The following is a 23,981-nucleotide window of genomic DNA, read 5'->3' as shown; positions in this document are numbered from 1 at the left end:
AGCCCCTCAATGAGGGGCTTGAAAAGATCGGTTTAGCAACAGGAGAAACAACGGCAGCTGGCCGCCGATAGGCAGTCGGTTTTGTCGATTGCGGCTAACAAAACAAACGTCGTTTTTCATGCTTTCTCCTGGCAAATTGTGGCGCATTATACTCGCGCTTTTCGCCACTGCAAGCGTTAAAACGCCGTTTTTTGCCGCCCCGCAATCGATTGGCCGGCGATGGCCGCTCGCCGGCTATTTGCTGACGCGATCGTAGTAGACCATGTCGGCGTTCAACCCTTGTTGATAGCCTTTGACGTTGTCGCGCAGCACCACTTCGGTTTTAGCCTGATCGATAAACACGTACGGCGAACTGCGCTGCAGCTCCTGCTGCATGGCGGTGTACAGCGCGCGGCGCTTGGCCGGATCGGCTTCGGCCAGCGCCGCCAGCGTCTGCTTATTCAACTGCGGGATCTGCCAGCCGTTCAGCCCGGCCACCGTGCTGCTCTTGCCGTCGTTGTAAGCGAAGGCGCTGGCGTTGGAGTGGGCGTCGAAGTAATCCGGGATCCACAGGCGGATCGCCGCCTGATGCTGCCTGGCGCGCACGCGGGAGTAAACCTGGCTACCCGCGGCCGGCAGCAGCTCGACCTTCACACCGGCGGCGGCGAAGCTGCCCTGCAGCGCCTGCGCGATGGTGATGAACGGCGGTTTGTTCTCTACGTCCAGCGTAAAGGCGGCGTGGGTGATGCCCGCCTTGGCCAGGATGGCTTTCGCCTTAGCCGGATCGTAGCTGAATGGGTTGGTCTCCAGCGCGCCCGGCAGCCCGACCGGCAGGAAGCTCTGGTGCACGAAGTATTGGCCCTTCAGCAGATCCTTCGTGATGCCCTGATAATCCACCAGATAGCGCGCCGCTTCCCAGAAGGCCGGGTTGTTCAGCAGCGGATTGGCGCCGTTGCCGGTGTTGAACACCAGGTAGTTTTGCTCGGCGGACGGGATCTCCAGCACCTTGACGCCCGGCTGGTTCTTCAGCGTGTCGGTCTGATCGGCGCCGAGTTCGCGGGCGATATCAGCGTCGCCCTGCTGGATCAGCAGGCGGCGGGTGGCCGGATCCGGTACGTTTTTAATGATGATGTTTTTCAGCTGCGGCTTGTCGCCCGGCGAGGTGGGGTTGGCGTCCAGCACGATCGCCTGATGCGGCTGATAGACGCGCATCTTGAACGGGCCGCTGCCGGCGGAGTGCATTTTCAGCCAGGCGTTGCCGAAGTCGCCGTCTTTGACGTTGGCCAGCGCCGCCTTGCTGTCGACGATCGAGGCGATCGGCGTCGAGAGGATATTCAGCGCCACCGCCGGGCTGACGTCCGCCGTCCAGCGCAGCTGCACGGTATGGTCGTCGATCTTCTTCAGCTGCGCGTCGATGTTGTCCGGCTGCCAGCCGAGCACGTTGAGGATGAACGCCGGCGACTTGTTCATTTTCACCGCGCGGCTGTAAGAGAAGATCACGTCGTCAGCGGTCAGCGGATTGCCGGAGGCAAACGCCGCCTGCGGCCGCAGTTTCACCGTCAGCGTTTTAGCTGCCGCATCGCCCTGCCAGCTTTCCGCCAGCACCGGCGCCACCTTAGCCGGATCGTCGCGATCCGCCTGCACCAGACGCTGATACAGGCTGGGCACTGTCTGGATGCTGGAGAGTTCGTTGGCTTCCGCCGGATCGAGGCTGACGATGTCATCCAGCGATTGCACCACCACCAGCGTATTCGGCGGCGTGGCGGCTAACGCGGCGGTGGGCAGGGCGGCGAGCAGGAACAGCGGCAAGAGTTTGGCTTTCATCGGTGTGTATCCCCTGAAGGCGCCGCAAGGCGGCGCTGAGAACGGTTTGTTATCGTTGGTTTTTACGGCGCGGGCGCCGTCGGCCTGTCACGGTAGAACCTTTGCCGGCGGCGGGCAAAGGCCAATCCGCTATTTGATATTCCAGGAATATATTAGCCGCCCTGGCCGGGGGTGCCAGGGCGGAGGGGGGTACAATCAGAGGGTTTCGCTCAGCGTGGCGACCAGCACCGCCTTGATGGTATGCAGCCGGTTTTCCGCCTGATCGAACACCACGCTGTGCGCCGATTCGAACACCTCGTCGGTCACTTCCATGCCGCCGTGCAGGTCGTACTGCTGCGCCATCTGCTTGCCGAGCGTGGTTTGGTCGTCGTGGAAAGCCGGCAGGCAGTGCAGGAACTTCACGTTCGGGTTGCCGGTCAGCTTCAGCATCGCCATGTTGACCTGATACGGCCGCAGCAGCGCGATACGTTCCTGCCAGGTCTCTTTCGGTTCGCCCATCGACACCCACACGTCGGTGTAGAGGAAATCGGCGTCTTGCACCCCTTCGGCGATGTCTTCGGTCAGGGTGAGTTTCGCGCCGGTTTGCTGCGCCAGCGCCTGGCATTCGGCCACCAGCTCCGGCTGTGGCCAGCAGGCCTTCGGCGCCACCAGCCGCAGATCCATACCCGCCAGCGCGGCGGCTTCCAGCAGCGTGTTGCCCATGTTGTTGCGCGCGTCGCCGACGTACGCCAGCTTCACTTCACTCAGCGCCTTGCCCGGCAGGTGTTCCTGCACGGTGAGCAGATCCGCCAGCAATTGGGTGGGGTGGAACTCGTCGGTCAGGCCGTTCCACACCGGCACGCCGGCGTGTTCCGCCAGGGTTTCCACCAGCGCCTGGCCGTAGCCGCGATACTGAATACCGTCGTACAGGCGGCCCAGCACCCGGGCGGTATCTTTCATCGACTCTTTATGGCCGATCTGGCTGCCGCTTGGGCCGAGATAGGTCACCTGGGCGCCCTGATCGAATGCGGCAACTTCGAAAGAGCATCGCGTGCGGGTCGAGTCTTTTTCGAAGATGAGCGCAATGTTTTTGCCCTGCAGCCGGCGCTGTTCCTGCCCCTGCTTCTTGGCCTGCTTCAGATCGGCCGAAAGCCGCAGCAGCGCCTGCAGCTCGGCGGGGGTGAAATCCATTAACCTCAGAAAGTGACGTTGGTAGAACGCATTACCGGTGCTCATAGTCCGATTCCCTGATTGCTTAATTGAATTAAAATTCACTTTATATGTATGAATATTCAATTTCAACCCCGGCGAGGAAATCTTTCACGTTTATCGTGGAAGCAATGTCGGCGGTGTGTGAAAATAGAAGGAATGAAGGCCATTTGACTTGAGGATATAGGCATGGCAAACCGCGAATTGCTGGAAGAACAACGTGAAGAGACCCGCCTGATCATCGAAGAACTGCTGGAAGACGGCAGCGATCCGGACGCGCTCTACACCATCGAGCACCATCTGTCCGCCGAGAAATTTGAGGTTCTGGAGCAGGCCGCCGTTGAAGCCTTCAAGCTGGGCTACGAAGTGACCGACGCCGAAGAGCTGGAAGTGGAAGACGGTTCGATGGTGATGTGCTGCGACGTGATCAGCGAAGTCGGCCTGAACGCCGAGCTGATCGACGCTCAGGTAGAACAGCTGGTGGCGCTGGCGGAGCGCTGCGGCGTCAACTACGACGGCTGGGGCACCTACTTCGAAGATCCGAACGGTGAAGACGGTGAGGATGACGAAGACGGCGACTACATCGACGAAGACGACGACGGCAAACGCCACTGATTAATCCCGCTTATTCACATGGGCCGGCTCTCGCCGGCCCCTGATATCCCCGTCGTCTTTCAAGCTGCAGCGTTGTTGGCTGCACTCTCTCACCCCAGTCACTTACCTGAGTAAGCTCCTGGGGATGAGTGAGCTGGCCGCCTAGCTGCGACTTGAAATACATAGGGCAATGACGCCATGACATACCAATCCCTGTTAGCCCCGATTTTAAGCTTCCTGCACTGTGAAACTCCCGACGCCTGGATCGACGCCGCGCGCCGTCCGGAAAACCTGCAGCTGTTGCTGACCGACCACCTGGTGTGCGAGCTGAAAGCCGCACAGACCGGCATGTGGCTGATCCGCCGCTATGTGGCGGACAAAGAGAGCGGCGACGCGCTGTTGGCGCTGCTGCGGCCCTACGAGGCGTTTCTGCACGAAGCGCAGGGCGCGCCCGACACGCTATTCCGCCAGGGCCAGTTCACCCGCAAGATCCTGCCGAAAAACGGCTCGGCCTACGGCCAGGATCTGGCGGATCGCATGGTGCTGTTGATCAAGGAAGAGTTGCACCACTTCTCACAGGTGCTGGAGATCATGCAGGCACGCGGGATCCCATATCGCAAGATCACCGCCAGCCGCTACGCCAAGGGCATGATCCGCGAGATCCGCACTCACGATCCGGCGACGCTGATCGACAAACTGATCTGTGGCGCCTACATCGAAGCGCGATCCTGCGAACGCTTCGCCAAACTGGCGCCACACCTGGATGACGAGCTGAACCGCTTTTACGTTTCGCTGCTGCGATCCGAAGCGCGGCATTATCAGGACTACCTGACATTGGCCGAGCAGATCGCCGGCGGCGACATCAGCGAACGGGTGGCGCATTTCGGCCGCCTCGAAGCTGAGCTGATCCTGTCGCCGGACAGCGAGCTGCGTTTCCACAGCGGCGTGCCCGCCGCCGCCTGACGTTGAAGCGCGCCCTTACTGCGGCGCGCCCAGCAACAGATCCACCGCCTTTTCCGCCAGCATGATGGTCGGCGCATTGGTGTTGCCGCTGGTGAGCTGCGGCATCACCGAGCAGTCGATCACCCGCAGCCGTTCAAAACCGTGCACCCGCAGCTGCGGATCGGTCACCGCGTCCTGTGGCGACGGCCCCATGCGGCAACTGCCCACCGGGTGATACACCGTCTTGCAGAAGTTGCGCACGAACTCTTCCAGCTGCGCTTCATCGCGCGTCCACTCCGGCTGCGGCATCAGCAGGTCTTTGATCAGCGGCTTCAGCGCCGCGGTTTGCAGGAAATCCAGGCCGAACTTCACCGCGCGCACGCTGCCGGCCAGATCGTCCGGGTGGCCGAGGTAGTTGGCGTGCAGCTTGACCGGATCGCGCGGGTTGCTGCTGCGCAGCTGCACTTCGCCGCGCGCCTTCGGCTGCAGGTAGCCGACCTTGAGCGTGAAGCCGTGAATGTTCGGCAGCGGCTCGCCGGGCACGTCGTCCCAGCTGTCCAGCAGCGGCAGGAAGTGGATTTGCACGTCCGTCCGGCCGTCGCCCTGGCTGTCGGTGAAGGCGGCGCCTTCCAGCACGTTGGACGAGAGCACGCCGCTGCGAAACGCCAGCCACTGCGCGCCGTGGCTCAGCGCCTGCAGGCCGCGGTCGGCGCCGAACAGGCTGATCGGCTCGCGGGTGCTGACGTTGATCGACATGTGCAGGTGGTCGTGGAAGTTTTTACCCACCGGCAGATCCGCCCGCACCTCGATGCCCAGCTGCTGCAAGTGGTCGCGCGGGCCGATGCCGGACAGCATCAACAGCTTCGGCGAACCGACCGCGCCGGCGCTGACGATCACCTCTTTGGTGGCGCGCGCGGTGACTTCCGCGCCGCCGTTCTGGCTGTAGACCACGCCGGTGGCGACGTTGCCCTCGAAGGTCAGCCGGTGCGCCAGGGCGTTCAGTTTCACCACCAGCCGCCGTTCGTCGCGCACCGCCTTCAGGTAGGTGCGGGCGGTGCTGGCGCGTTCGCCGTTGTGGGTGGTGGTTTGGTAGAAACCGACGCCGTGCTGGCTGTCGCCGTTGAAGTCGTTGCGATAGGGCAGGTTCAGCTCCTGGCCGGCGCGGATAAACGCCATGCTGAGCGGGTGGCGGTAGCGGTTTTCGCTGACCGGCAGCAGCCCGTCGGCGCCGTGGTAGTCGTCGGACAGGCTTTCATTGGCCTCGGCGCGTGTGAAGTAGGGCAGCACCTCCCGGTAGCTCCAGCCGGTGCAGCCGTAGCGTTCGGCCCAGTCGTCGTAGTCCTGCGGCTGGCCGCGCAGGTAGATCATGCCGTTGACCGAACTGCTGCCGCCCAGCACCTTGCCCTGCGCGATCTGCATGCGGCGGTTGTTGGCGTGCGGTTCCGGCTCCGTCTCGTAGGGCCAGCTCTTTTTGGCGATGATCTTGGCCACCCCGGCCGGCATCTTGATGAACAGGTTATTGTCGTCGCCGCCGGCTTCCAGCAGCAGCACCCGCGCCTGGGTGCGGCGGATCAGCTGCGCCGCCAGCACGCAGCCGGCGGATCCGGCGCCGACGATGATGTAATCAAAGGTATTTTCCGACATGACAGCTCTCCGTGCGCGATTGGGATACTGGCAGAGTAACGCGGGGGAAAAAGCGGTCAATTTGCGATCGTTAATTTATTAACGAACTTCACATTAAATTTACATTATGGTTTTTAACGTCAGTTTATCTGCTTGAAAAACGGCGTCATAGCGAGTTTTACTGATTGATTGCGATATTAATAAAATGGCGCAGCACGCTGCGCCATGATAGAGAGACGGGGGACGATTACAGCGTTTTCAGCATGGTGACTTCGCAATCGACGTGGCCGGTGGCGCCCATCGCGTGGTCGATGTGTTCGAAGCCCAGGTGTTCGTACAGCGCAACGGCCTGCGTCAGGCTGGCGGTGGTCTCGAGGTAACAACAGCGGAAGCCGTGCTGGCGGGCGAAATCCAGCGCCTGTAGCGCCAGGCGTTTCGCCAATCCTTTGCCGCGCAACACCGGCAGGAAATACATCTTCTGCAATTCGCAAATATCGTCTGCGCCGCCCTGCAGCGGCGCGATGCCGCCGCCGCCGGCGACCTGGCCGTCCACTTCGATCACCCAGTAAGCGCTGCGCGGCAGGCTGTAGAGCTGATACAGGGCGTCCAGATTGGGATCGGAGACGGTATAGCCTTTATCCGCCGTCAGGCCGTGCTCGGCGGAGACTTCGCGAATGACGTGAGCAATGGCGGGATTGTCTTCCGCCGTGATGGGGCGCACCAGCAGGCGCGCCGGGGTTGCTGTTGTCATGTTTACACTCGCCATTGAAAGAGACCACGTTCGTTTTTCGTTTTTATCGCAGCACGAAACGCGCCGGGGATTATTTCCCGGCGGCGTCCCTGCAGCAGTAATATCTTGTAATAACATCTAACCCGGCCCGGATGCAACGGCGATAAAAAAACAGCGGGGAAGACCCCGCTGTTTTCAGGCGTTGGCGTGAGCCGGTGGATTACAGTGCGGCGATGGTCGCCTGCTGTTCCTGCAGCTTCACTTTGCCTTCTTTGCAGGCCGCCAGACGATCGCGTTCTTTGGCAACCACCGCCTCCGGCGCGCGCGCCACGAAGCCTTCGTTCGCCAGCTTGCCTTCGATCGAAGCGATTTCCGCATCCAGTTTACCCATCTCTTTGGCCAGACGCGCGATCTCGGCGTCCTTGTCGATGAAGCCGGCCATCGGGATCAGCAACTCGGCGCCGTCCACCAGCTTGGTGACGGAGACCGGGCCTTTCTCACCGGCTGGCAGCAGCGCGATGGATTCCAGGCGCGCCAGACGGGCGATAAAGCTTTGGTTCTCCTGCACGCGGCGCTGGGCGTCGGCGCTGCAGTTGCGCAGCAGCACGTCGAGCGCTTTGCTTGGCGCGATGTTCATCTCGGCACGGATATTGCGCACGGCGATGATGGTTTGCTTGATCCACTCCAGATCGTTCAGCGCCTGCTCGTCTTCCAGCGCGGCGTCGTAGGCCGGGAACGGCTGCAGCATGATGGTGTCTGCGGTCGTGCCGGTCAGCGGCTTCACGCGCTGCCAGATGGTTTCGGTGATGAACGGAATGATCGGGTGCGCCAGGCGCAGCAGCGCTTCCAGCACGGTGATCAGCGTGTGGCGGGTGCCGCGCTGTTCCGCTTCGCTGCCGTTGCTCACCACCGGCTTGGTCAGCTCCAGATACCAGTCGCAGAACTGGTTCCAGGTGAATTCGTACAGGATGTTGGCCGCCAGATCGAAGCGGTAGGTGTCCAGCGCTTCGCGGTAGGCTTTTACCGTGCGGTTGAATTCGGCCAGGATCCAGCGATCCGCCAGCGACAGCACTTTCTCGCCGCCGTTGAAGCCGCAGTCGTGCGCTTCGGTGTTCATCAGCACGAAGCGGCTGGCGTTCCACAGCTTGTTACAGAAGTTGCGGTAGCCTTCCAGGCGCTTCATGTCCCAGTTGATGTCGCGGCCGGTCGAGGCCAGCGCCGCCAGGGTGAAGCGCAGGGCGTCGGTGCCGTGCGGCTCGATGCCGTTCGGGAACTGCTTCTCGGTGCGCTTGCGGATTTTTTCCGCCAGCTGCGGCTGCATCATGTTGCCGGTGCGTTTTTCCAGCAGATCTTCCAGCGAGATGCCGTCGACCATGTCCAGCGGATCGATCACGTTGCCTTTGGACTTGGACATCTTCTGGCCTTCGTCGTCGCGGATAAGGCCGGTCATGTAGACGGTCTTGAACGGCACCTGCGGCTTGCCGTTTTCATCCTTGATGAAGTGCATGGTCAGCATGATCATGCGCGCGATCCAGAAGAAGATGATGTCGAAGCCGCTGACCATCACGCTGGTCGGGTGGAAGGTTTTCAGCGCCTCGGTCTGCTCCGGCCAGCCCAGGGTGGAGAAGGTCCACAGGCCGGACGAGAACCAGGTGTCCAGCACGTCTTCGTCCTGGGTCAGCACCACGTCGGCGCCCAGGTTGTTCTCGCTGCGCACTTCTTCTTCGCTGCGGCCCACGTAGACTTTGCCGTTCACGTCGTACCAGGCCGGGATGCGGTGGCCCCACCACAGCTGACGCGAGATGCACCAGTCCTGAATGTCGCGCATCCAGCTGAAGTACATGTTTTCGTACTGCTTCGGCACGAACTGGATGTCGCCCTGTTCGACCGCTTCCACCGCCACTTTGGCCAGCGGCGCGGTGCGCACGTACCATTGGTCGGTCAGCATCGGCTCGATCACCACGCCGCCGCGGTCGCCGTAAGGCACCGTCAGGTCGTGCGGTTTGACCTCGTCCAGCAGGCCCAACTGATCGAAGGCGGCAACCACCGCTTTACGCGCGGCGAAGCGCTCCAGGCCGCGGAACTCGGCCGGGATCTCGTTGCAGTAGTCGGTGCAGACTTCGCCCAGGGTGTTGAACACTTCCGCTTCCTGACGGATGTCGCCGTCGAAGGTCAGAATGTTGATCATCGGCAGGCCGTGGCGTTTGCCGACTTCGTAGTCGTTGAAATCGTGCGCCGGGGTGATCTTCACGCAGCCGGTGCCTTTTTCCATATCGGCGTGTTCGTCGCCGACGATGCGGATGCGGCGGCCGACCAGCGGCAGAATGATCTCTTTGCCGATCAGGTCTTTATAGCGTGGATCTTCCGGGTTGACGGCCACGCCGGTATCGCCCAGCACGGTTTCCGGACGGGTGGTGGCGACCACCAGATAGTCTTTGCCCTCGGCGGTTTTCGCGCCGTCGGCCAGCGGGTAGCGCAGGTGCCACATGGAGCCTTTGGACTCGCGGTTTTCCACTTCCAGATCGGAGATGGCGGTGCGCAGCTTCGGATCCCAGTTCACCAGGCGCTTGCCGCGGTAGATCAGGTCTTCTTTGTGCAGACGGACAAACACTTCGCGCACCGCGTTCGACAGGCCTTCGTCCATGGTGAAGCGCTCGCGCTCCCAGTCCACGGAGTTGCCCAGACGGCGCATCTGACGGGTGATGGTGCCGCCGGATTCCGCCTTCCACTGCCAGATTTTGTCGATGAACGCATCGCGGCCGTAGTCGTGGCGGGTTTTGCCTTCTTCCGCGGCGATCTTGCGCTCCACCACCATCTGGGTGGCGATGCCGGCGTGGTCGGTGCCCGCCTGCCACAGGGTGTTTTTACCCTGCATGCGCTGATAGCGAATCATGGTGTCCATGATGGTCTGCTGGAACGCGTGGCCCATGTGCAGGCTGCCGGTGACGTTCGGCGGCGGGATCATGATGCAGAAGCTTTCCTGGCTGGTGTCGCCGTTCGGCTTGAAGTAACCCTGATTCTCCCAGTGATCGTACAGCTTCTGTTCGATCTGTTTTGGGTCGTATGCGGTGTCGAGCTGACTGTTTGTCTTTTCCATTCTTTATCGTATTCAGTGAGTTGGCGGCGTAGCCGTGGTCAAATGGAAGCCGACGCTGCGATAGGCCTTGTAACGGTCGCGCGCCAACTGTTTCAGAGTGTCTTCGTAAGGAACGAAGTCTACCACTTCATGGAAAGCGGTAGCAAAATCGGCAAACTGCGGCAGCAGGGCGATCAGCAGATCGCGCGGGGCATTGCCGCGCTTGCCGGGCCAGCACAGTTCCACCGGCGCGCCGTAGTGCGGCCCTTCGCCGGCCAGATTGTGCGGCACGAATTCATGCGGCTCGCGCTGCCACAGCGCTTCGTCCAGCCGCTGGGCCTGCTCCTGGCTCTCGCAGGCGATCAGCACCCGCTTGCCGGAACGGAAGCCGCTGGCGGCAACGGCGCAGGCCACGGCCTCATGGGCGCTGAGCGCGCCTGACGGTTCCGCGTTGTCGAGCAAATAAAACGTCGCCTGTTTCATTAAGGATCCACCGCTGCCGATAAAAAAACAGGGCACAACATGTAGGTTGCGCCCTTTTTGGGAACGGAGCAGATAACTCTACCCCTTCGCTGCTGAGAGGATTATATACCCAATAGATTTCAAGTTGCAGCTAGGCGGCAAGTTCGTTCATCCCCAGGAGCTGACATCAAGTCAGTGACTGGGGTGAACGAATGCGGCCAACAACGCTGCGGCTTGAAAGATGAAGGGTATTTAATCGTCGCCGTTCAGACCTGCACGGTTCAATAGGAACTGCGACAGCAGCGCCACCGGGCGGCCGGTCGCGCCCTTGGCTTTACCGGAGCGCCAGGCGGTGCCGGCGATATCCAGGTGTGCCCAGGTGTACTTGCGGGTGAAGCGCGACAGGAAGCAGGCGGCGGTGATGGCGCCACCAGGGCGGCCACCGATGTTCGCCATGTCGGCGAAGTTGGAGTCCAACTGCTCGTAGTACTCGTCGGCCATCGGCAGGCGCCAGGCGCGGTCGCCGGCCTGCTCGGAAGCGCCCAGCAGCTCGTGCGCCAGCGGGTTGTGGTTCGACATCAGGCCGGTGATGTGGTGGCCCAAGGCGATCACGCAGGCGCCGGTCAGGGTGGCGATGTCGATCACCAGCTCCGGTTCGAAGCGCTCGACGTAGGTCAGGGTGTCGCACAGCACCAGGCGGCCTTCGGCGTCGGTGTTGAGCACCTCGACGGTCTGGCCGGACATGGTGGTCAGCACGTCACCCGGACGGTACGCCCGGCCGCCCGGCATGTTTTCACAGCCGGCCAGCACGCCGATCACGTTCAGCGGCAGATTCAGCTCCGCCACCACGCGCATCACGCCGTACACGGTTGCTGCGCCGCACATGTCGTATTTCATTTCGTCCATGCCGTCGGCCGGTTTGATCGAGATGCCGCCGGAGTCGAAGGTCAGCCCTTTGCCTACCAGCACGATCGGCTTAGCGTCCGGATTTGGGTTGCCCTTATATTCCATCACCGACATCAATGATTCGTTCTGCGAACCGGCGCCGACCGCCAGATAGGCGTTCATGCCCAGCTCTTTCATCTGCTGTTCGCCGATGACGCGGGTGGTGATGTTGGTGCTGAAGGCGTCCGCCAACTGACGGGCCTGCGAGGCCAGGTAGCCGGCGTTACAGATGTTCGGCGGCATGTTGCCGAGATCTTTGGCCGCCTTGATGCCGGAAGCCACCGCCAGGCCGTGCTGGATAGCGCGCTCGCCGCTGGTGAGCTCACGGCGGGTCGGCACGTTGAACACCATTTTGCGCAGCGGACGACGCGGTTCCACCTTGTTGCTTTTCAGCTGATCGAAGGTGTAGAGCGTCTCTTTGGCGGTTTCTACCGCCTGACGCACTTTCCAGTAGGTGTTGCGGCCTTTCACGTGCAGTTCGGTCAGGAAGCAGACCGCTTCCATCGAGCCGGTGTCGTTGAGGGTATTGATGGTTTTCTGGATCACCTGCTTGTATTGGCGCTCATCGAGCTCGCGCTCTTTGCCGCAGCCGATCAGCAGGATGCGCTCGGAGAGAATGTTGGGCACATGGTGCAGTAGCAGCGTCTGCCCGACCTTGCCTTCCAGTTCGCCACGGCGCAGCAATGCGCTGATATAACCATCACTGATTTTGTCGAGTTGTTCTGCGATAGGGGACAGGCGGCGCGGTTCGAAAACGCCGACTACAATACAGGCACTGCGCTGTTTTTCCGGGCTACCGCTTTTTACACTGAACTCCATGCACTCTCCTGAATCTTAAAGACAAAGGCGGACGCTACGGCTAGAATAACCGACTCCGTAACGATCTCCTGCCATTTGAGTTAACGGATTATGTTAACCTGAACGGCATAAATTGCTCTGTTTTGGCGACTATAAGCAAGTTCCTATAGGACACCCAAACGGCTTGATGTTGTAATACTATTTTAGCTGTGAAGGTTGCCATATGATGAGAATAAATGGCGGATTAACGATGAAATTATCGATTTTCCTGCAAAAAGACAAGTTTTCACAGGCGTAATAAGCGTGATCATCATAAGATATCTGGTACGGGAAACGCTCAAGAGCCAAATCGCCATCCTGTTCATCCTGCTTCTGATCTTCTTTTGTCAGAATTTGGTCAGGGTGTTGGGCGACGCGGTGGACGGCAATATCCCGACAAACTTAGTACTCTCTCTGCTCGCGTTGGGCGTGCCGAAAATGGCGCAGCTCATCCTGCCTTTGAGCCTGTTTCTCGGCTTGCTGATGACGCTTGGGCGGTTGTATACCGAGAGCGAAATCACCGTTATGCACGCCTGCGGGCTGGGTAAACGCACCCTGATTATCGCCGCCATGATCCTGGCGCTGCTCACCTCTGCGATCGCGGCGGTGAACGTGTTTTGGGCCGGCCCCTGGGCCTCGCGCTATCAGGACGTGGTGGTGAACGAAGCCAAGGCCAACCCGAGCATCGCCGGGCTGGCGGAAGGGCAGTTCAAACCCTCGCAGGACGGCAACGCAGTGCTGTTTATCGGCAACGTGAAGGGCAGCACCTTCAACGACGTGTTCCTGGCGCAGCTGCGGCCGAACGGCAACCAACGCCCGTCGGTGGTGGTGGCCGAGCACGGCAACATCGTGCAGCAGAAAGACGGCTCGCAGGTGGTGACGCTCGACAAGGGTACCCGCTTTGAAGGCACCGCGCTGCTGCGCGACTTCCGCATTACCGACTTCACCGACTACAAGGCGGTGATTGGCCACCGCACCGTGGCGGCGGATAACACCGAATCCGAACAGATGTCGATGCAGACGCTGTGGGAATCCGACGATCCGGACGCGCGCGCCGAGCTGCACTGGCGCCTGACGCTGGTGGTCTCGGTGGCGCTGATGGCGCTGCTGGTGGTGCCGCTCAGCGTGGTGAACCCGCGCCAGGGCCGCGTGCTGAGCATGCTACCGGCCATCCTGCTGTATCTGATCTTCTTCCTGCTGCAGACCTCGCTGCGCTCCAACGCCGGCAAGGGCAAGCTGGATCCGATGCTGTGGCTGTGGCTGGTTAACGGCGTTTACTTGGCGATCGCGCTGGCGCTGAACCTGTGGGATACCGTGCCGATGCGTAAGCTGCGCGCACGCCTGAGAGGAGCGGCCTGATGTTTGGCGTATTAGACCGGTATATCGGTAAAACGATTTTCAACACCATCATCATGACGCTGTTCATGCTGGTGTCGCTGTCCGGCATCATCAAGTTTGTCGATCAGCTGCGCAAGGTCGGCCAGGGCGAGTACACCGCGCTGAGCGCCGGCATGTACACCCTGCTGAGCGTGCCGAAAGACATCGAGATCTTCTTCCCGATGGCGGCGCTGCTTGGCGCGCTGCTCGGCCTGGGCCAACTGGCGACGCGCAGCGAACTGGTGGTGATGCAGGCTTCCGGCTTCACCCGCCTGCAGATCGCCGGCTCGGTGATGAAAACCGCCATTCCGCTGGTGCTGCTGACCATGGCGATCGGCGAGTGGGTAGCGCCGCAGGGCGAGCAGATGGCGCGCAACTACCGCGCCCAGCAGATGTACGGCGGCTCGCTGCTCTCCACCAAGAGCGGGCTGTGGGCGAAGGACGGCAACGATTTCATCTACATCGAGCGCGTCTCCGGCGACAAAGAACTCTCCGGCGTGAACATCTACCACTTCAACGATCAGCGTCGCCTGGAGACGGTGCGTTATGCCGCCACCGCCAGCTTCGAGAACGGCCTGTGGCAGCTTTCGCAGGTGGACACCTCGGATCTGACCAACCCGAAACAGGTGACCGGCACCCAGACGCTGACCGGCGAATGGAAAACCAATCTGACCCCGGACAAGCTGGGCGTGGTGGCGCTGGATCCGGATTCGCTCTCCATCAGCGGGCTGCACAACTACGTGAAGTACCTGAAGCAGAGCGGCCAGGAATCCAACCGTTACCAGCTCAACATGTGGAGCAAAATCTTCTCGCCGCTGTCGGTGGCGGTGATGATGCTGATGGCGCTGTCGTTCATCTTCGGCCCGCTGCGCAGCGTGCCGATGGGTATCCGCGTGGTGACCGGCATCAGCTTCGGCTTCCTGTTCTACGTGCTGGATCAGATCTTCGGCCCGCTGAGCATGGTCTACAGCATGCCGCCGGTGCTGGGCGCGCTGCTGCCGAGCATGCTGTTCCTGCTGATCAGCGTGTATATGCTGCTCAAACGCAAGTAGCGGGGCGATCGGTAGTGAAGAAAGGCGTGGCCGTGGGGCCGCGCCTTTTTTGTTGGGAGGATTAGCTAACGCTCAGCAGCGCGATGCCGGCATCCTGATAGGCCTGCGCATCTTCCGGCAGGCGATCCAGCACCAGGGTATCGATCTGTGCAGGGGAGGCGAACTGCGCCAGCGAGGTGTTGCTCAGCTTGGAGTGATCGCACACTACGATCACTTGATTGGCATGCTCCACCATCGCGCGCTTGGTTTCGGCCAGCATGATGTCGGCCACACAGGCGCCTTGTTTCAGCGACAATGCGTTGGCACCCATAAACGCCTTGTCGATGTTCAGCGTATCCAGCAGCGAACGGCCGTTGATAGCGACCGCGCAGTGATAACCCTTTTTGACGATGCCACCCAGCAGGATGATCTGGATCGATTCGACGTCTTCCAGACTCTTGGCGATCATGAAATCGTTGGTGACCACGGTCAGATTGCGGCGCTGGCGCAGATGGCGGGCGATCTGCAGGGTGGTGGTGCCAGTATCCAATACGATGATGTCGCCGTCTTCCACCAGGCCGGCGGCCAATTGACCGATTTGCTCCTTGGCGCTGAGGTTCACCTCTTCACGCTGATCGGAGCCGACCTCGAAGCTGGCACGGGTGCGCAGAATGGCGCCGCCGTGGGTGCGTGTCAGCATACCGGCGTCTTCAAGAATGCGCAGATCGGTGCGGATGGTGGCGCCGGAGACGTTAAAGCGCGAGCTCATTTCCCCCACGGAGAGCTTGCGCTTCTCCTTGAGAATGGCGAGGAGTTTTTCCTGGCGCTCTTCTGCGAACATGCTCACTCATTCACTCCTGACAGGCACAGTGGACGTGCGGCTAATATACCCCGCGTATCGGCGGCAGGCAAAGCGCTTGCCGGCCGCCGCTGGCAATATTCCACCGGGCATTATCCGTGCGAGATGTGAAGGTTACGGCGCGTCGATCCTTTTTGGTATAGTCTACCCAGCAGCGTATTGGGTAGCGGGGCAGGCAGTTAATGGAATATGAAGAGAATATCAGTCACATTATCAGCAAGCATCTGGAAGCGGCATTAGGCGATTTCGGCGAGCTTATCTGGGCCTACGTGGTGTTATCCAAGAAAGATATGTCATGTATCTTTGGCGTCACCAATTATCCCGGTGAATGGGTAAAGCAATATAAAGAGCAAGGGCTACAATATACCGATCCGGTAGTCATTACGGCGCTCAATCGCCTGACGCCTTTTGCCTGGGATGAAAATCTGATGGCCGGTGCCGGCTTCCGCTTTTCTGAGTTGTTCGAGCAAGCACGCGAATTCGGCGTAGCCGACGGCTATACCTTCGTGTTGCATGATTTTAATAATAATCTGGTGACCCTTTCCTTTACCCTCGCTGCCGAGCGCAAGGCGGAAACCATGCAGATGCTGAATCAGCATAAAGGCGATATTTCGTTGCTGCTGGCATCGACCCATGAGATGTATTTGACGCTGACTTCACTGTCCGAAAAAAACACCGCGCGCCAGGAAAAAAACGCCCGTTTTACCGAGAGAGAAAACGAGATCCTCTATTGGGCCAGCGTAGGGAAAACCTACCAGGAAATGGGTATGATCCTGGGGATCAAAACCTGCACCATCAAGTTTCATATGGGGAACATTGTTAAAAAGCTGGGGGTGGCGAATGCCCGGCATGCTATCCGTTTAGGGATGGAACTTCAGCTGATTAAACCGGTGGGGTGATTAGAATGCAGGTTCGTCGCTCAACGGCCAGGCGTTTAGCATGTGCTCGTCTTGCGTATTCAACTTTTTGAATATTTTGTTTTTTAATGCCTCCTGGCTCTGACGATCAACGTGGCCCAACAGCAAATGAACGGGCTCGTTCTTTTCCGATATGCCTGTCTTCAGCAGCGTGACGTTCCAGCCGGAGCTTTTGATGATATGCAACATCGGATGGCTGGAGACGGCCAGTATGCCGTCATAGCCGTGTTGCCGCGCATAGTTGATCAGCGATAAGAACAGCGCCAGAGTCACAGGGAACCGGCGACCCAGCAGTGACTGGGTTCTTTCTTTATCAACGAAAAAGCGTGTGGATTCGATGAAATTCCCTTCTGGAATGACGATGTCATGAAAGAAAGAGGAAAATGCGCTGTTGAGCATATTCTTGTGTTTCATATCAATCATCCTGGTACCACAAACTATCATGTTGTCCTTTACGCCAAATATATAGTTTGTCTTATCATTATCAAACTCATCCAGCTCCTTGCCGTCTGAACAGTTCACGGCCCATTGCAGCCTGTCTTTAAAGACATTTTTCCTTAAAACATAAAGATCTGCTGATTTTTCGGTGCTCATTGATGCGTAGTTGGTGCTGTAAATATTAAACATAATGTTACCTTTGAATAAATTAAGAGAAATAACTTTATCCAGTAACATCAGCGAAGTTTCACTACGAGCATGCCGGTGCGTGAGAATGATAAGGCTTTTTAAGCGATCGGCGCTAACCTTATTATGCCGTGCCGCGAGGCAGTTTCAGGGCAATGGCACAGCTAACACAGCAGGCCGGCGAAATTGAACGGCCTGGCCGATTAAAGACAGGAGAGGATTCCAGAATTGCTATCATGGGCTGCCCGGCCTTGTCTGCCATGGCGAAATATTAACTGGTGATTTTATAATGAATGGTGTCTTAATTATTTTAATAGTGAATTGGTGATATTTTCCTACTGAAGATTTGCCTATAAGGCATGACTTCGTCGTCCCGCAGAGGAATAAGCGTGAAAATGGCGGCCAGTGTGATTTTTACAGTATGTCCTCGGACCTGTACTCCTGCGTGACCAAGTCCGCTCTTAAAAAATATCTGATAGAGATCACATTATTGTAATGACAGGAACGGTGCTATTTCGTGATGGTTCTGCGGGTATGTTGGGCTGCTGGGTGAAATGAGCAATGTGTGGTGGTCTTGATAGAACGCCGTGGCGGCTGAGATACAGAGCGAAAAATAGTGCTAGCACCCGATTTCCGCTATGTGAAATAATAACCCAACTGAACTGATGAAGGTCTAGTAGGGTACTATACTTTAGTCTAACTAGCTTCTAACTCCCTAAGGCGATACACTTTTCTAGTCAATTTTTGATGAAAAAAACATAAAAAAAACCTGACCTCGTAGGGTCAGGCTGCCAAGATCGGCCAACACCAGGGAAAATTTTCTTACACCATCTTAAAGCTATCAACTCAGCAGAGGCAAGTGTTCTCTGCTGGTTTTTAGCTTTGGGTTGCTGTTTTGTTACGTATGCACGCTATTTTCTGTTGGTTCTAGATAAAATCCCATATCAAGAAATAACATCTCTCCCCTGACAACCCCGTTCCCATTGACTTATTCCAGTTATGACTGCCGTAGATGAAAAAATAGTGTTGTCGAAATGTTGTGCAAACATATTTTTTATTGGCTGAATTATTGTGATGCAATTATTTTCAGCATTGTTATCCCGGTTCGGGATTATTTGGCATCGTTTACATAGATCGGGGGAGTAACAAGCATAACCCGACAAGCGGCGAGCCAAGGTTATAAAGACGCGTGAGCTGACAAAAAAGCGAATGAGGCCCGATGGCTTATAACAGCCATCGGGCCTTGTGCTATGTGGGAAGAAACATTACAACGGTTGGCTGAACTCCACCCGCTCACCGTCCGGCCCGGCGATCATCAGATAGCGCACGCCGTTGGCGCCGCTGGGCTGCAGCGTCGGCCCTTCAATCACCGGATAGCCCAGATCCGCCAGCCAGCGTTGCGTGGCCGCCAGATCGGTGACCCGCAAAGCGATGTGGTCGATACCATAGGCGCTGGCGGGGCGAGTCAGCCCTTCGGCGGGTAGCTGGTATAACTCCAGCGTTAACTCACCCAACTGCAAAAACTGTACGGTGACGGGGCCGCTGAGCGCCAGCGTTTGCCGGGGTTCGAAACCGAGTGAACGATAGAAGCCGGCGGCTCGTTCGATATCGGCGCAGCGCAAACCGACGTGCATCAGCCCGTTAATTCGGTGTGCCATATCAAATCCCCTTGCGCGCGCAGTAGAAGCCATAGAAGGCGACGTAGGCGAAGCAGATCAGCGGCACCGCGAAGGCGATCTGCATATCGCCGCCGTTGAGATCGGAGATGATGCCCATGATTAACGGCACCACCGCACCGCCGATGATCGACATCACTACGATCGAACCGGCTACCTGAGTTTCTTCGCCCAGCCCTTTGATCGTCAGGCCAAAGTTGGTTGGCCAGCACAGCGCCATGCAAAAGTTGACGCCCATGATCGCCACCACCGCCAGCAGGCTTTGGATGTTGACGGCCAGCAGCAACAGCAGCACGCATACCGAACAAAACACGCCGAGCAGCCGCGCCGGGCTGAACTTTTTCATCAGCGCGGTGGTGACCACCTTGCCGGCCGAGTAACAGACCAGCGTGGCCAGCAGCCAGTAGGTGGCTGAATGCTCGGTTGCCCCCTGTTCAATCATCTGCACAAAACGAATGGTGAAACTCCACAGCCCTACCTGCGCGCCGACATACAGGAACTGCGACAGCACTCCCAACCGGAAGCGCGGCAGCGCCAGCAGGATCTTCAGCGATTGCATCAGCGGCTTGCCCGCTCCCTGGTGCGAGCGCTGGGTTTTGCAGGCGGGGAATTTCACCGCCACGAAGATCAGCGCCAGCACGATCAGCACGCTGCCGATGATCAGATAAGGTGTGACCACCTGCGACACCATCTGGGTGCGTGCCGCTTCGGCCGCCGCCGGTGGCATCTGCAGCAGCTCGGCGTGGCTGGGATCGTTTTTGCCGAACACCAGCTGCTGGCCGATCAATACGCCAAAAATGATCCCCAGCGAGTTGAAGATCTGCGAGAAGTTGATGCGCTGGGTGGAGGTTTCCAGCGGCCCCAGCAGGCTGGAGTAAGTATTGGCGGAGGTTTCCAAGAACGACAGCCCGGTGGCGATCACCCCCAGGCAGGCCAGGAAGGCGCCGTAGGTCATGATCTGCGCTGCCGGGATAAACAGGAAGCAGCCGAGCGCGTACAGGCACAGGCCGATCACGATCGCCACCTTGTACGAGTAGCGTTTGATCACCGCTGCGGCGGGCAGCGCCATCACGAAGTAGCCGAGGAAGAAGATCGACTGCACCAGTGCGGTTTGGGTATCCGACAGATCGAACCCTTTCTTGAACTGGGCGATCAGAATATCGTTCAGGTTGCCGGCCATGCCCCACAGGGCGAACAGGCAGCAGACCAGCATCAGCTGCAGCCAGGGCGTGGCGGGCAGATAGGCGCTGCGGTCGATACTTTCGGCCGCGGCGTGTCGTACCACGTCGCCTTTGTTAATCAGAGAGTCGCTCATTGCGGTGTTCCTTCATCCGGAGAAAAAGAGAACGAGCTAATAACGTCAAGCTGCTCGTAGAGGGGCTGCGCCTGGCGGTAGAGCTGTTCGAACAGCTCGAAGCAGCGCAGGTAGTGTTCGTGTTGGCGCGGATCGGGGGTAAATTCGCGCTCGATGCTGACGGTGCGGCTCACCCCTTGGGCGAAACTGCTGAACAACCCGACGCCGACCCCGGCGACTATCGCGCAGCCGGTAGTGCCGTTCTCCTGATTGCGCGTTTGCAGCAGCGGCAGGTTGTAGACCGAGGCTTTGATCTGCAGCCACAGCGGGCTACGTGCGCCACCGCCCGAAGCGATCATTGCCTCCGGTTCCTGCGCGTGGCGCCTGAGCTGCTGCAGATTGCGCAAGGACGCCAGTGCCACCCCTTCCAGCACCGCGCGGTAGAGGTGCGGCTGTCTATGTTTGCGCTGCAGGCCGAAGAACTGCGCGCGTGAGTTGGTGTGTTCCGCCAGCCGCTCGCCAGTCAGGTAAGGCAGGAAGAGCAGCCCTTCGGCTCCCGGCGGTACGTCGGCCGCCATATCGAGCATCTGCTGGTGGCTGAGTTGGCCGGCGCTCAGCGCCGAACGCGCCCAGCGCATGGCGTCGCCACCGGCGTCGAGCAGGGTAAAGCCGCCCCAGGCCGAGTTGGCCAGGTGCAGGTTGTTGACGCTGGCAGAGAGCAGCGGGTGTTCCGAGACCACGGTGAGTAACGTGGAGGTGCCGGTGCTGTCGGAGGCGATGCCGGCCTGATAGACGCCGGAACCGAGCAGAGTAGCGGCCATATCTGCCGTGCCCGCCACCACCGGCACGCCCGGCGGCAGACCGGTGGCGCTCGCCGCTGCGGGCGTAATGTGGCCAATCACCTCGCTGGAGAGATGGATGGTGGGTAACTGATCGGCACGCAACCCGAACTGCCGCAGCGCCTCTGGCGACCACTGCAGCGTGGCGCTATCCATCAGGTAATAGCAGGAGGCTTCGCTGTAATCGGTGACGCGTACGCCGCAGAGCCGGAAATTGACGTAATCCTTCGGCATCAACACCGTGGCGATGCGCTCCCACTGCGATGGATGATGCTCGCGCAGCCAGGCTAGCTTGAACGCCGGCCAGGCGGCGGTGGGGGGATTGTTCAACAGCTCAAGCCAGGGCTGCGGCGGCTGTTGGTGGCTAAAGCGGGCTACCTGCGGCTGCGCGCGTTTGTCGTTCCACAGCATGGCGCGATCGACGACCAGTTCGCCGTCGGCATCGAGCAAGACCGTGCCGTGCATTTGCCCGCAGGCGCCGACGGCGGCGATACGCGGCCAGTATTCGGCGTAGCGAGCGTGCAGCTCCTGCGTACACTGGCAGACACTCTGCCACCACAGCGAAGGCGGTTGTTCCGACCAACCGGCCTGCGGCGTGATCTGCTCGTACTCGCGCTGCGCGAAGCCAAGGATTTCCCCGGTGTTGGTGACCAGCCCGGCGCGGGTGCTGCCGGTACCGATATCAAGGGTAAGAAGTAAATCTTTCATTGTTATCACTCCCGTGGCGGATGGCGCGGGCCACCCGCAGAAGCGTGCGCTGGGATCGCGCAAGATTAGTTATCGTTCAGTTCCGGGAACAGGCCTGGATCCTGTTCAAGCTGCTCCAGCACGCGCTGGGTGGCCGCCGCGCTCATGCCGAAGCGGCGCACGCCCAGCCGATATAGCGCGCGCACCGTGTCCAGATCGCGAATGCCGCCAGCCCCTTTGATCTGGATGCGGCCACGCAACTGATCGGCGATGATCGCCACTTTCTCTACCGTGGCGCCGGTCGGTGCCCAGCCGGTGGAGGTTTTCACCCAGACCATGCCGACCTCGACGGCGATGTCGCACACCCGACGGATTTGTTGCTCGTTCAGATAGTGCGTCTCCAGAATGACTTTGGCCGGTACCGGCGTGGCGGCCTCGACTACCCGGCGCAGATCCTCGCGCACGTAGTCGTAATCCCCCGACAGCACCTTGCCGATGTTCACCACCATATCGACCTCGCGCGCGCCCTCGGCGATCAGCTGGCGCACCTCCTGCACCTTGAGATCGGTGGTCTGCCCACCGCCGGGAAAGCCGACCGGCCCGCCAATCATCACGTCCGCCTGGCCGTGCTCCGGCAGCAGGGTACTGAGGAAACGCGTCCAGCACGGCAGCACGTGCACCGAGATGATGCGATAGCGACTGGCCAGTGCGGCGCAGTGGCGCACGTCTTCCTCGGTATTGGTGGCCTGCACCGCGCTCAGATCGATCAACCTGGCCATGCGTCTGGTTGTTTCATTCATTGCTTTTATCCTTCTTTTATTTTCATTTGATTTTATTTATTCACCTTATTCTCTTTCATATGGCTTTAAAATCAGCATTTGGTGAAATTGTGATCGGATCTGCGATTTTGTTGCGAGGAGGGTGAAAGTGTGGGAGGAAGATGCGGCAAACGCCGCAATAAGAGGGTAAACGGGGATTGTGACGCTTTTTTCAACATTTAACTCATTGAATGCCTGATAACTCTTGCGCACCGATCGCGGGAAGGTATAATGCACCCGTTTTCCGCATACTACTTCAGTGCCGAAGTGGCGAAATCGGTAGACGCAGTTGATTCAAAATCAACCGTAGAGATACGTGCCGGTTCGAGTCCGGCCTTCGGCACCATTAAGTACCGCGCGAACAAGAAGCCACCGAGAGGTGGTTTTTTTGTGCCTGGAATCTTCCTGCTGTAATTACCTACCCACTTTACACTGTATTGACGTATTTCCCATTTCATTAAAAACCGGATCTTCCTGATGCTTTCCTAAGGCCTATCTGATTGACCTTAAAGGCTAAAATGGCGTTTCATTGAACCCTTTCGGATCAAGGAGTTCCAGGATGGAGCCACAACAGGAAGGTATCACGCGGGCGTTAACGCCGGGCGAAGTCAATCTGGCACGCTCGGTGTTTGGCAGCACCATTTTCTATCAGAGCGTGTTGGTTCACTGCGACAGCTACCTGCCGTTTGGGCTGCAGAATCAGTACACGGCGATGAGCCCGAATGGGGAGTTGTACTTTCGTAGGTCACTCTATGAAAGAGATTATGCGAACTAGGATCCTGAAGCTCAGCATCTTTTTATTCATGAGATGGCACACGTTTGGCAGCACCAGAAGGGCATGTGGGTACGTACCCGTGGGCTTCTCAGTTGGGCGGTAAGTTATCAATATCGGCTTGATCAACCTTTGCTGCGCCACTACAGCATGGAACAGCAGGCATCGATAATTGCGGACTATTTCATTCTCAAGAGATATGGGACGAATACCTTCTTCCGCTTGCCAAACAGGAAACTCATCGGGATAGTGGACAGACGGACATTGTCACAATTTCAACCCATCATCAGAAGCGCAGGGCTGCCGCTATGAGAAAATATTTATTCCTTCTTCTTCCTCTTTTTATCTCAGGTTGCCCAACCGGTGACAGGTTTAATCTCTATCAAGTACAAAGTAAGATCGTAGACGGTAAAGTCTGCGTCTTTTTTAATGAGAACGATATCGTAAAAAATGAATCCATACTGAATATCGCCATCTGGAAGCAAGGGGGCGATACCTACGTATACGAAAAATCATATGCTTACAGCCCGATAACGTTGGATGCCAACAAGTGTGTTCCAGGTATCGGTGAGTTTAGTTTTATCGCTGGTGAAGGATACACCGTGTTGGTCAGAACGCCGCTGAATTCATACAGAACCGAGTTTTCCTTATGGAAAAAAGGGGAGGGGGTCGTGTTGAAGCCAAACTAAATTTAAGCGAGCTGGCATGGCGATGAGAATGAGCCACGCAGGAATTTTAGCTTTGTTGTCTTTCGGCTGCAGGCATATGGATTTTTTCAGGGGTAGAATCCACGCTGGTAACGAAAAAATCCTGTGATTGGTAGGTAAGTCGGGGGGGGGGGGGGGGTTATTCCAATAATTTCATAGTGAGAAAATGTTTTCTTTTGG

The 23,981-nt window shown here is 58.6% G+C and carries 20 protein-coding genes and 1 tRNA gene; 8 read left to right on the top strand and 13 right to left on the bottom strand.

The window, feature by feature from the left end; all coding sequences use genetic code 11:
• Nucleotides 1-234: 234 nt before the first annotated feature.
• Together ACJ8HA_RS20000 and argF are read right to left on the bottom strand one after the other, a co-directional pair.
• The gene (locus tag ACJ8HA_RS20000) at nucleotides 235-1,803 is read right to left on the bottom strand and encodes an ABC transporter substrate-binding protein (RefSeq protein WP_141997134.1); all 1,569 of its coding nucleotides are present in this window, start codon (nucleotides 1,801-1,803) and stop codon (nucleotides 235-237) included.
• A gap of 195 nt (nucleotides 1,804-1,998) precedes the next feature.
• Entirely contained in the window at nucleotides 1,999-3,018 is a 1,020-nt protein-coding gene (argF, locus tag ACJ8HA_RS19995; RefSeq protein ID WP_049294756.1) for an ornithine carbamoyltransferase, read from the bottom strand.
• 162 nt (nucleotides 3,019-3,180) lie between these two features.
• Between argF and rraB the strand changes: the two genes are divergently transcribed.
• Nucleotides 3,181-3,606 carry a ribonuclease E inhibitor RraB gene (gene rraB, locus ACJ8HA_RS19990; RefSeq protein ID WP_025305115.1) on the top strand — a complete coding sequence of 142 codons (426 nt, stop codon included), beginning with the start codon at nucleotides 3,181-3,183 and terminating at the stop codon, nucleotides 3,604-3,606.
• Between the two features lie 177 nt (nucleotides 3,607-3,783).
• On the top strand, nucleotides 3,784-4,548 hold the full coding sequence (gene miaE, locus ACJ8HA_RS19985; RefSeq protein ID WP_015376459.1) for a tRNA isopentenyl-2-thiomethyl-A-37 hydroxylase MiaE: 765 nt from the start codon (nucleotides 3,784-3,786) through the stop codon (nucleotides 4,546-4,548).
• Between the two features lie 15 nt (nucleotides 4,549-4,563).
• Here the strand turns inward: miaE and ACJ8HA_RS19980 are convergent, their stop codons facing one another.
• The 5 genes from ACJ8HA_RS19980 to pepA form a co-directional block, all read right to left on the bottom strand.
• A complete protein-coding gene (locus ACJ8HA_RS19980) occupies nucleotides 4,564-6,171 on the bottom strand; it encodes a GMC family oxidoreductase (RefSeq protein WP_442515468.1) in 1,608 nt (535 codons plus the stop codon).
• Between the two features lie 226 nt (nucleotides 6,172-6,397).
• Nucleotides 6,398-6,901: a GNAT family N-acetyltransferase gene (locus ACJ8HA_RS19975; RefSeq protein WP_004933360.1), complete on the bottom strand. Its 504-nt coding sequence runs from the start codon at nucleotides 6,899-6,901 to the stop codon at nucleotides 6,398-6,400.
• A gap of 199 nt (nucleotides 6,902-7,100) precedes the next feature.
• Entirely contained in the window at nucleotides 7,101-9,977 is a 2,877-nt protein-coding gene (locus ACJ8HA_RS19970) for a valine--tRNA ligase (protein ID WP_049294759.1), read from the bottom strand.
• Between the two features lie 12 nt (nucleotides 9,978-9,989).
• Nucleotides 9,990-10,439 carry a DNA polymerase III subunit chi gene (locus ACJ8HA_RS19965; RefSeq protein WP_025305119.1) on the bottom strand — a complete coding sequence of 150 codons (450 nt, stop codon included), beginning with the start codon at nucleotides 10,437-10,439 and terminating at the stop codon, nucleotides 9,990-9,992.
• Between the two features lie 231 nt (nucleotides 10,440-10,670).
• A complete protein-coding gene (gene pepA / locus ACJ8HA_RS19960; RefSeq protein ID WP_004933352.1) occupies nucleotides 10,671-12,182 on the bottom strand; it encodes a leucyl aminopeptidase in 1,512 nt (503 codons plus the stop codon).
• A gap of 282 nt (nucleotides 12,183-12,464) precedes the next feature.
• Between pepA and lptF the strand changes: the two genes are divergently transcribed.
• On the top strand, nucleotides 12,465-13,559 hold the full coding sequence (lptF, locus tag ACJ8HA_RS19955; protein ID WP_025305120.1) for an LPS export ABC transporter permease LptF: 1,095 nt from the start codon (nucleotides 12,465-12,467) through the stop codon (nucleotides 13,557-13,559).
• Nucleotides 13,559-14,629: an LPS export ABC transporter permease LptG gene (gene lptG, locus ACJ8HA_RS19950; RefSeq protein WP_019453290.1), complete on the top strand. Its 1,071-nt coding sequence runs from the start codon at nucleotides 13,559-13,561 to the stop codon at nucleotides 14,627-14,629. The genes lptF and lptG overlap by 1 nt, the downstream gene beginning before the upstream one ends.
• A 61-nt stretch (nucleotides 14,630-14,690) precedes the next feature.
• Here the strand turns inward: lptG and ACJ8HA_RS19945 are convergent, their stop codons facing one another.
• A complete protein-coding gene (locus ACJ8HA_RS19945) occupies nucleotides 14,691-15,449 on the bottom strand; it encodes a DeoR/GlpR family DNA-binding transcription regulator (RefSeq protein WP_033636877.1) in 759 nt (252 codons plus the stop codon).
• Nucleotides 15,450-15,649: 200 nt separating this feature from the next.
• Here ACJ8HA_RS19945 and ACJ8HA_RS19940 point away from each other — a divergent pair, with 200 nt between their 5' ends.
• The gene (locus ACJ8HA_RS19940) at nucleotides 15,650-16,366 is read left to right on the top strand and encodes a helix-turn-helix transcriptional regulator (protein ID WP_033636878.1); all 717 of its coding nucleotides are present in this window, start codon (nucleotides 15,650-15,652) and stop codon (nucleotides 16,364-16,366) included.
• Here ACJ8HA_RS19940 and ACJ8HA_RS19935 read toward each other — a convergent pair whose 3' ends face one another.
• The 5 genes from ACJ8HA_RS19935 to deoC form a co-directional block, all read right to left on the bottom strand.
• Entirely contained in the window at nucleotides 16,367-17,011 is a 645-nt protein-coding gene (locus ACJ8HA_RS19935) for an acyl-homoserine-lactone synthase (RefSeq protein ID WP_043139423.1), read from the bottom strand.
• A gap of 1,262 nt (nucleotides 17,012-18,273) precedes the next feature.
• Complete coding sequence (locus ACJ8HA_RS19930; RefSeq protein WP_049208826.1) at nucleotides 18,274-18,666, bottom strand: VOC family protein; 393 nt, start codon at nucleotides 18,664-18,666, stop codon at nucleotides 18,274-18,276.
• A 1-nt stretch (nucleotide 18,667) separates the two neighbouring features.
• Complete coding sequence (gene fucP / locus ACJ8HA_RS19925) at nucleotides 18,668-19,999, bottom strand: L-fucose:H+ symporter permease (protein WP_442515467.1); 1,332 nt, start codon at nucleotides 19,997-19,999, stop codon at nucleotides 18,668-18,670.
• Entirely contained in the window at nucleotides 19,996-21,525 is a 1,530-nt protein-coding gene (locus ACJ8HA_RS19920) for a xylulokinase (protein ID WP_442515466.1), read from the bottom strand. Before ACJ8HA_RS19920 ends, fucP begins: the two co-directional genes overlap by 4 nt.
• A gap of 65 nt (nucleotides 21,526-21,590) precedes the next feature.
• Nucleotides 21,591-22,304, bottom strand: coding sequence for a deoxyribose-phosphate aldolase (deoC, locus tag ACJ8HA_RS19915; protein ID WP_217429009.1), 714 nt, complete (start codon nucleotides 22,302-22,304; stop codon nucleotides 21,591-21,593).
• 279 nt (nucleotides 22,305-22,583) lie between these two features.
• On the opposite strand from deoC, the gene ACJ8HA_RS19910 reads away from it, so the two are divergent.
• From ACJ8HA_RS19910 to ACJ8HA_RS19900, 3 genes are all read left to right on the top strand, one after another.
• Nucleotides 22,584-22,668: transfer RNA gene (locus tag ACJ8HA_RS19910), tRNA-Leu, on the top strand.
• A 213-nt stretch (nucleotides 22,669-22,881) separates the two neighbouring features.
• Entirely contained in the window at nucleotides 22,882-23,097 is a 216-nt protein-coding gene (locus tag ACJ8HA_RS19905) for a hypothetical protein (protein WP_442515465.1), read from the top strand.
• Nucleotides 23,098-23,402: 305 nt separating this feature from the next.
• Entirely contained in the window at nucleotides 23,403-23,783 is a 381-nt protein-coding gene (locus ACJ8HA_RS19900) for a putative T6SS immunity periplasmic lipoprotein (protein WP_442515464.1), read from the top strand.
• Nucleotides 23,784-23,981 lie beyond the last annotated feature (198 nt).

The organism is Serratia sp. CY33802 (assembly GCF_052169095.1).
Taxonomy (GTDB): domain Bacteria; phylum Pseudomonadota; class Gammaproteobacteria; order Enterobacterales; family Enterobacteriaceae; genus Serratia; species Serratia bockelmannii.
The sequence above is the reverse complement of the archived record's forward strand: the minus strand, read 5'-3'. Positions and strand labels throughout refer to the sequence as shown.

Coding starts and splice junctions, on each gene's coding strand:
- ACJ8HA_RS20000 (WP_141997134.1), bottom strand. CDS start 1,803: ATGAAAGCCAAACTCTTGCCGCTGTTCCTGCTCGCCGCCCTGCCCACC.
- argF (WP_049294756.1), bottom strand. CDS start 3,018: ATGAGCACCGGTAATGCGTTCTACCAACGTCACTTTCTGAGGTTAATG.
- rraB (WP_025305115.1), top strand. CDS start 3,181: ATGGCAAACCGCGAATTGCTGGAAGAACAACGTGAAGAGACCCGCCTG.
- miaE (WP_015376459.1), top strand. CDS start 3,784: ATGACATACCAATCCCTGTTAGCCCCGATTTTAAGCTTCCTGCACTGT.
- ACJ8HA_RS19980 (WP_442515468.1), bottom strand. CDS start 6,171: ATGTCGGAAAATACCTTTGATTACATCATCGTCGGCGCCGGATCCGCC.
- ACJ8HA_RS19975 (WP_004933360.1), bottom strand. CDS start 6,901: ATGACAACAGCAACCCCGGCGCGCCTGCTGGTGCGCCCCATCACGGCG.
- ACJ8HA_RS19970 (WP_049294759.1), bottom strand. CDS start 9,977: ATGGAAAAGACAAACAGTCAGCTCGACACCGCATACGACCCAAAACAG.
- ACJ8HA_RS19965 (WP_025305119.1), bottom strand. CDS start 10,439: ATGAAACAGGCGACGTTTTATTTGCTCGACAACGCGGAACCGTCAGGC.
- pepA (WP_004933352.1), bottom strand. CDS start 12,182: ATGGAGTTCAGTGTAAAAAGCGGTAGCCCGGAAAAACAGCGCAGTGCC.
- lptG (WP_019453290.1), top strand. CDS start 13,559: ATGTTTGGCGTATTAGACCGGTATATCGGTAAAACGATTTTCAACACC.
- ACJ8HA_RS19945 (WP_033636877.1), bottom strand. CDS start 15,449: ATGTTCGCAGAAGAGCGCCAGGAAAAACTCCTCGCCATTCTCAAGGAG.
- ACJ8HA_RS19940 (WP_033636878.1), top strand. CDS start 15,650: ATGGAATATGAAGAGAATATCAGTCACATTATCAGCAAGCATCTGGAA.
- ACJ8HA_RS19935 (WP_043139423.1), bottom strand. CDS start 17,011: ATGTTTAATATTTACAGCACCAACTACGCATCAATGAGCACCGAAAAA.
- ACJ8HA_RS19930 (WP_049208826.1), bottom strand. CDS start 18,666: ATGGCACACCGAATTAACGGGCTGATGCACGTCGGTTTGCGCTGCGCC.
- fucP (WP_442515467.1), bottom strand. CDS start 19,999: ATGAGCGACTCTCTGATTAACAAAGGCGACGTGGTACGACACGCCGCG.
- ACJ8HA_RS19920 (WP_442515466.1), bottom strand. CDS start 21,525: ATGAAAGATTTACTTCTTACCCTTGATATCGGTACCGGCAGCACCCGC.
- deoC (WP_217429009.1), bottom strand. CDS start 22,304: ATGAATGAAACAACCAGACGCATGGCCAGGTTGATCGATCTGAGCGCG.
- ACJ8HA_RS19905 (WP_442515465.1), top strand. CDS start 22,882: ATGGAGCCACAACAGGAAGGTATCACGCGGGCGTTAACGCCGGGCGAA.
- ACJ8HA_RS19900 (WP_442515464.1), top strand. CDS start 23,403: ATGAGAAAATATTTATTCCTTCTTCTTCCTCTTTTTATCTCAGGTTGC.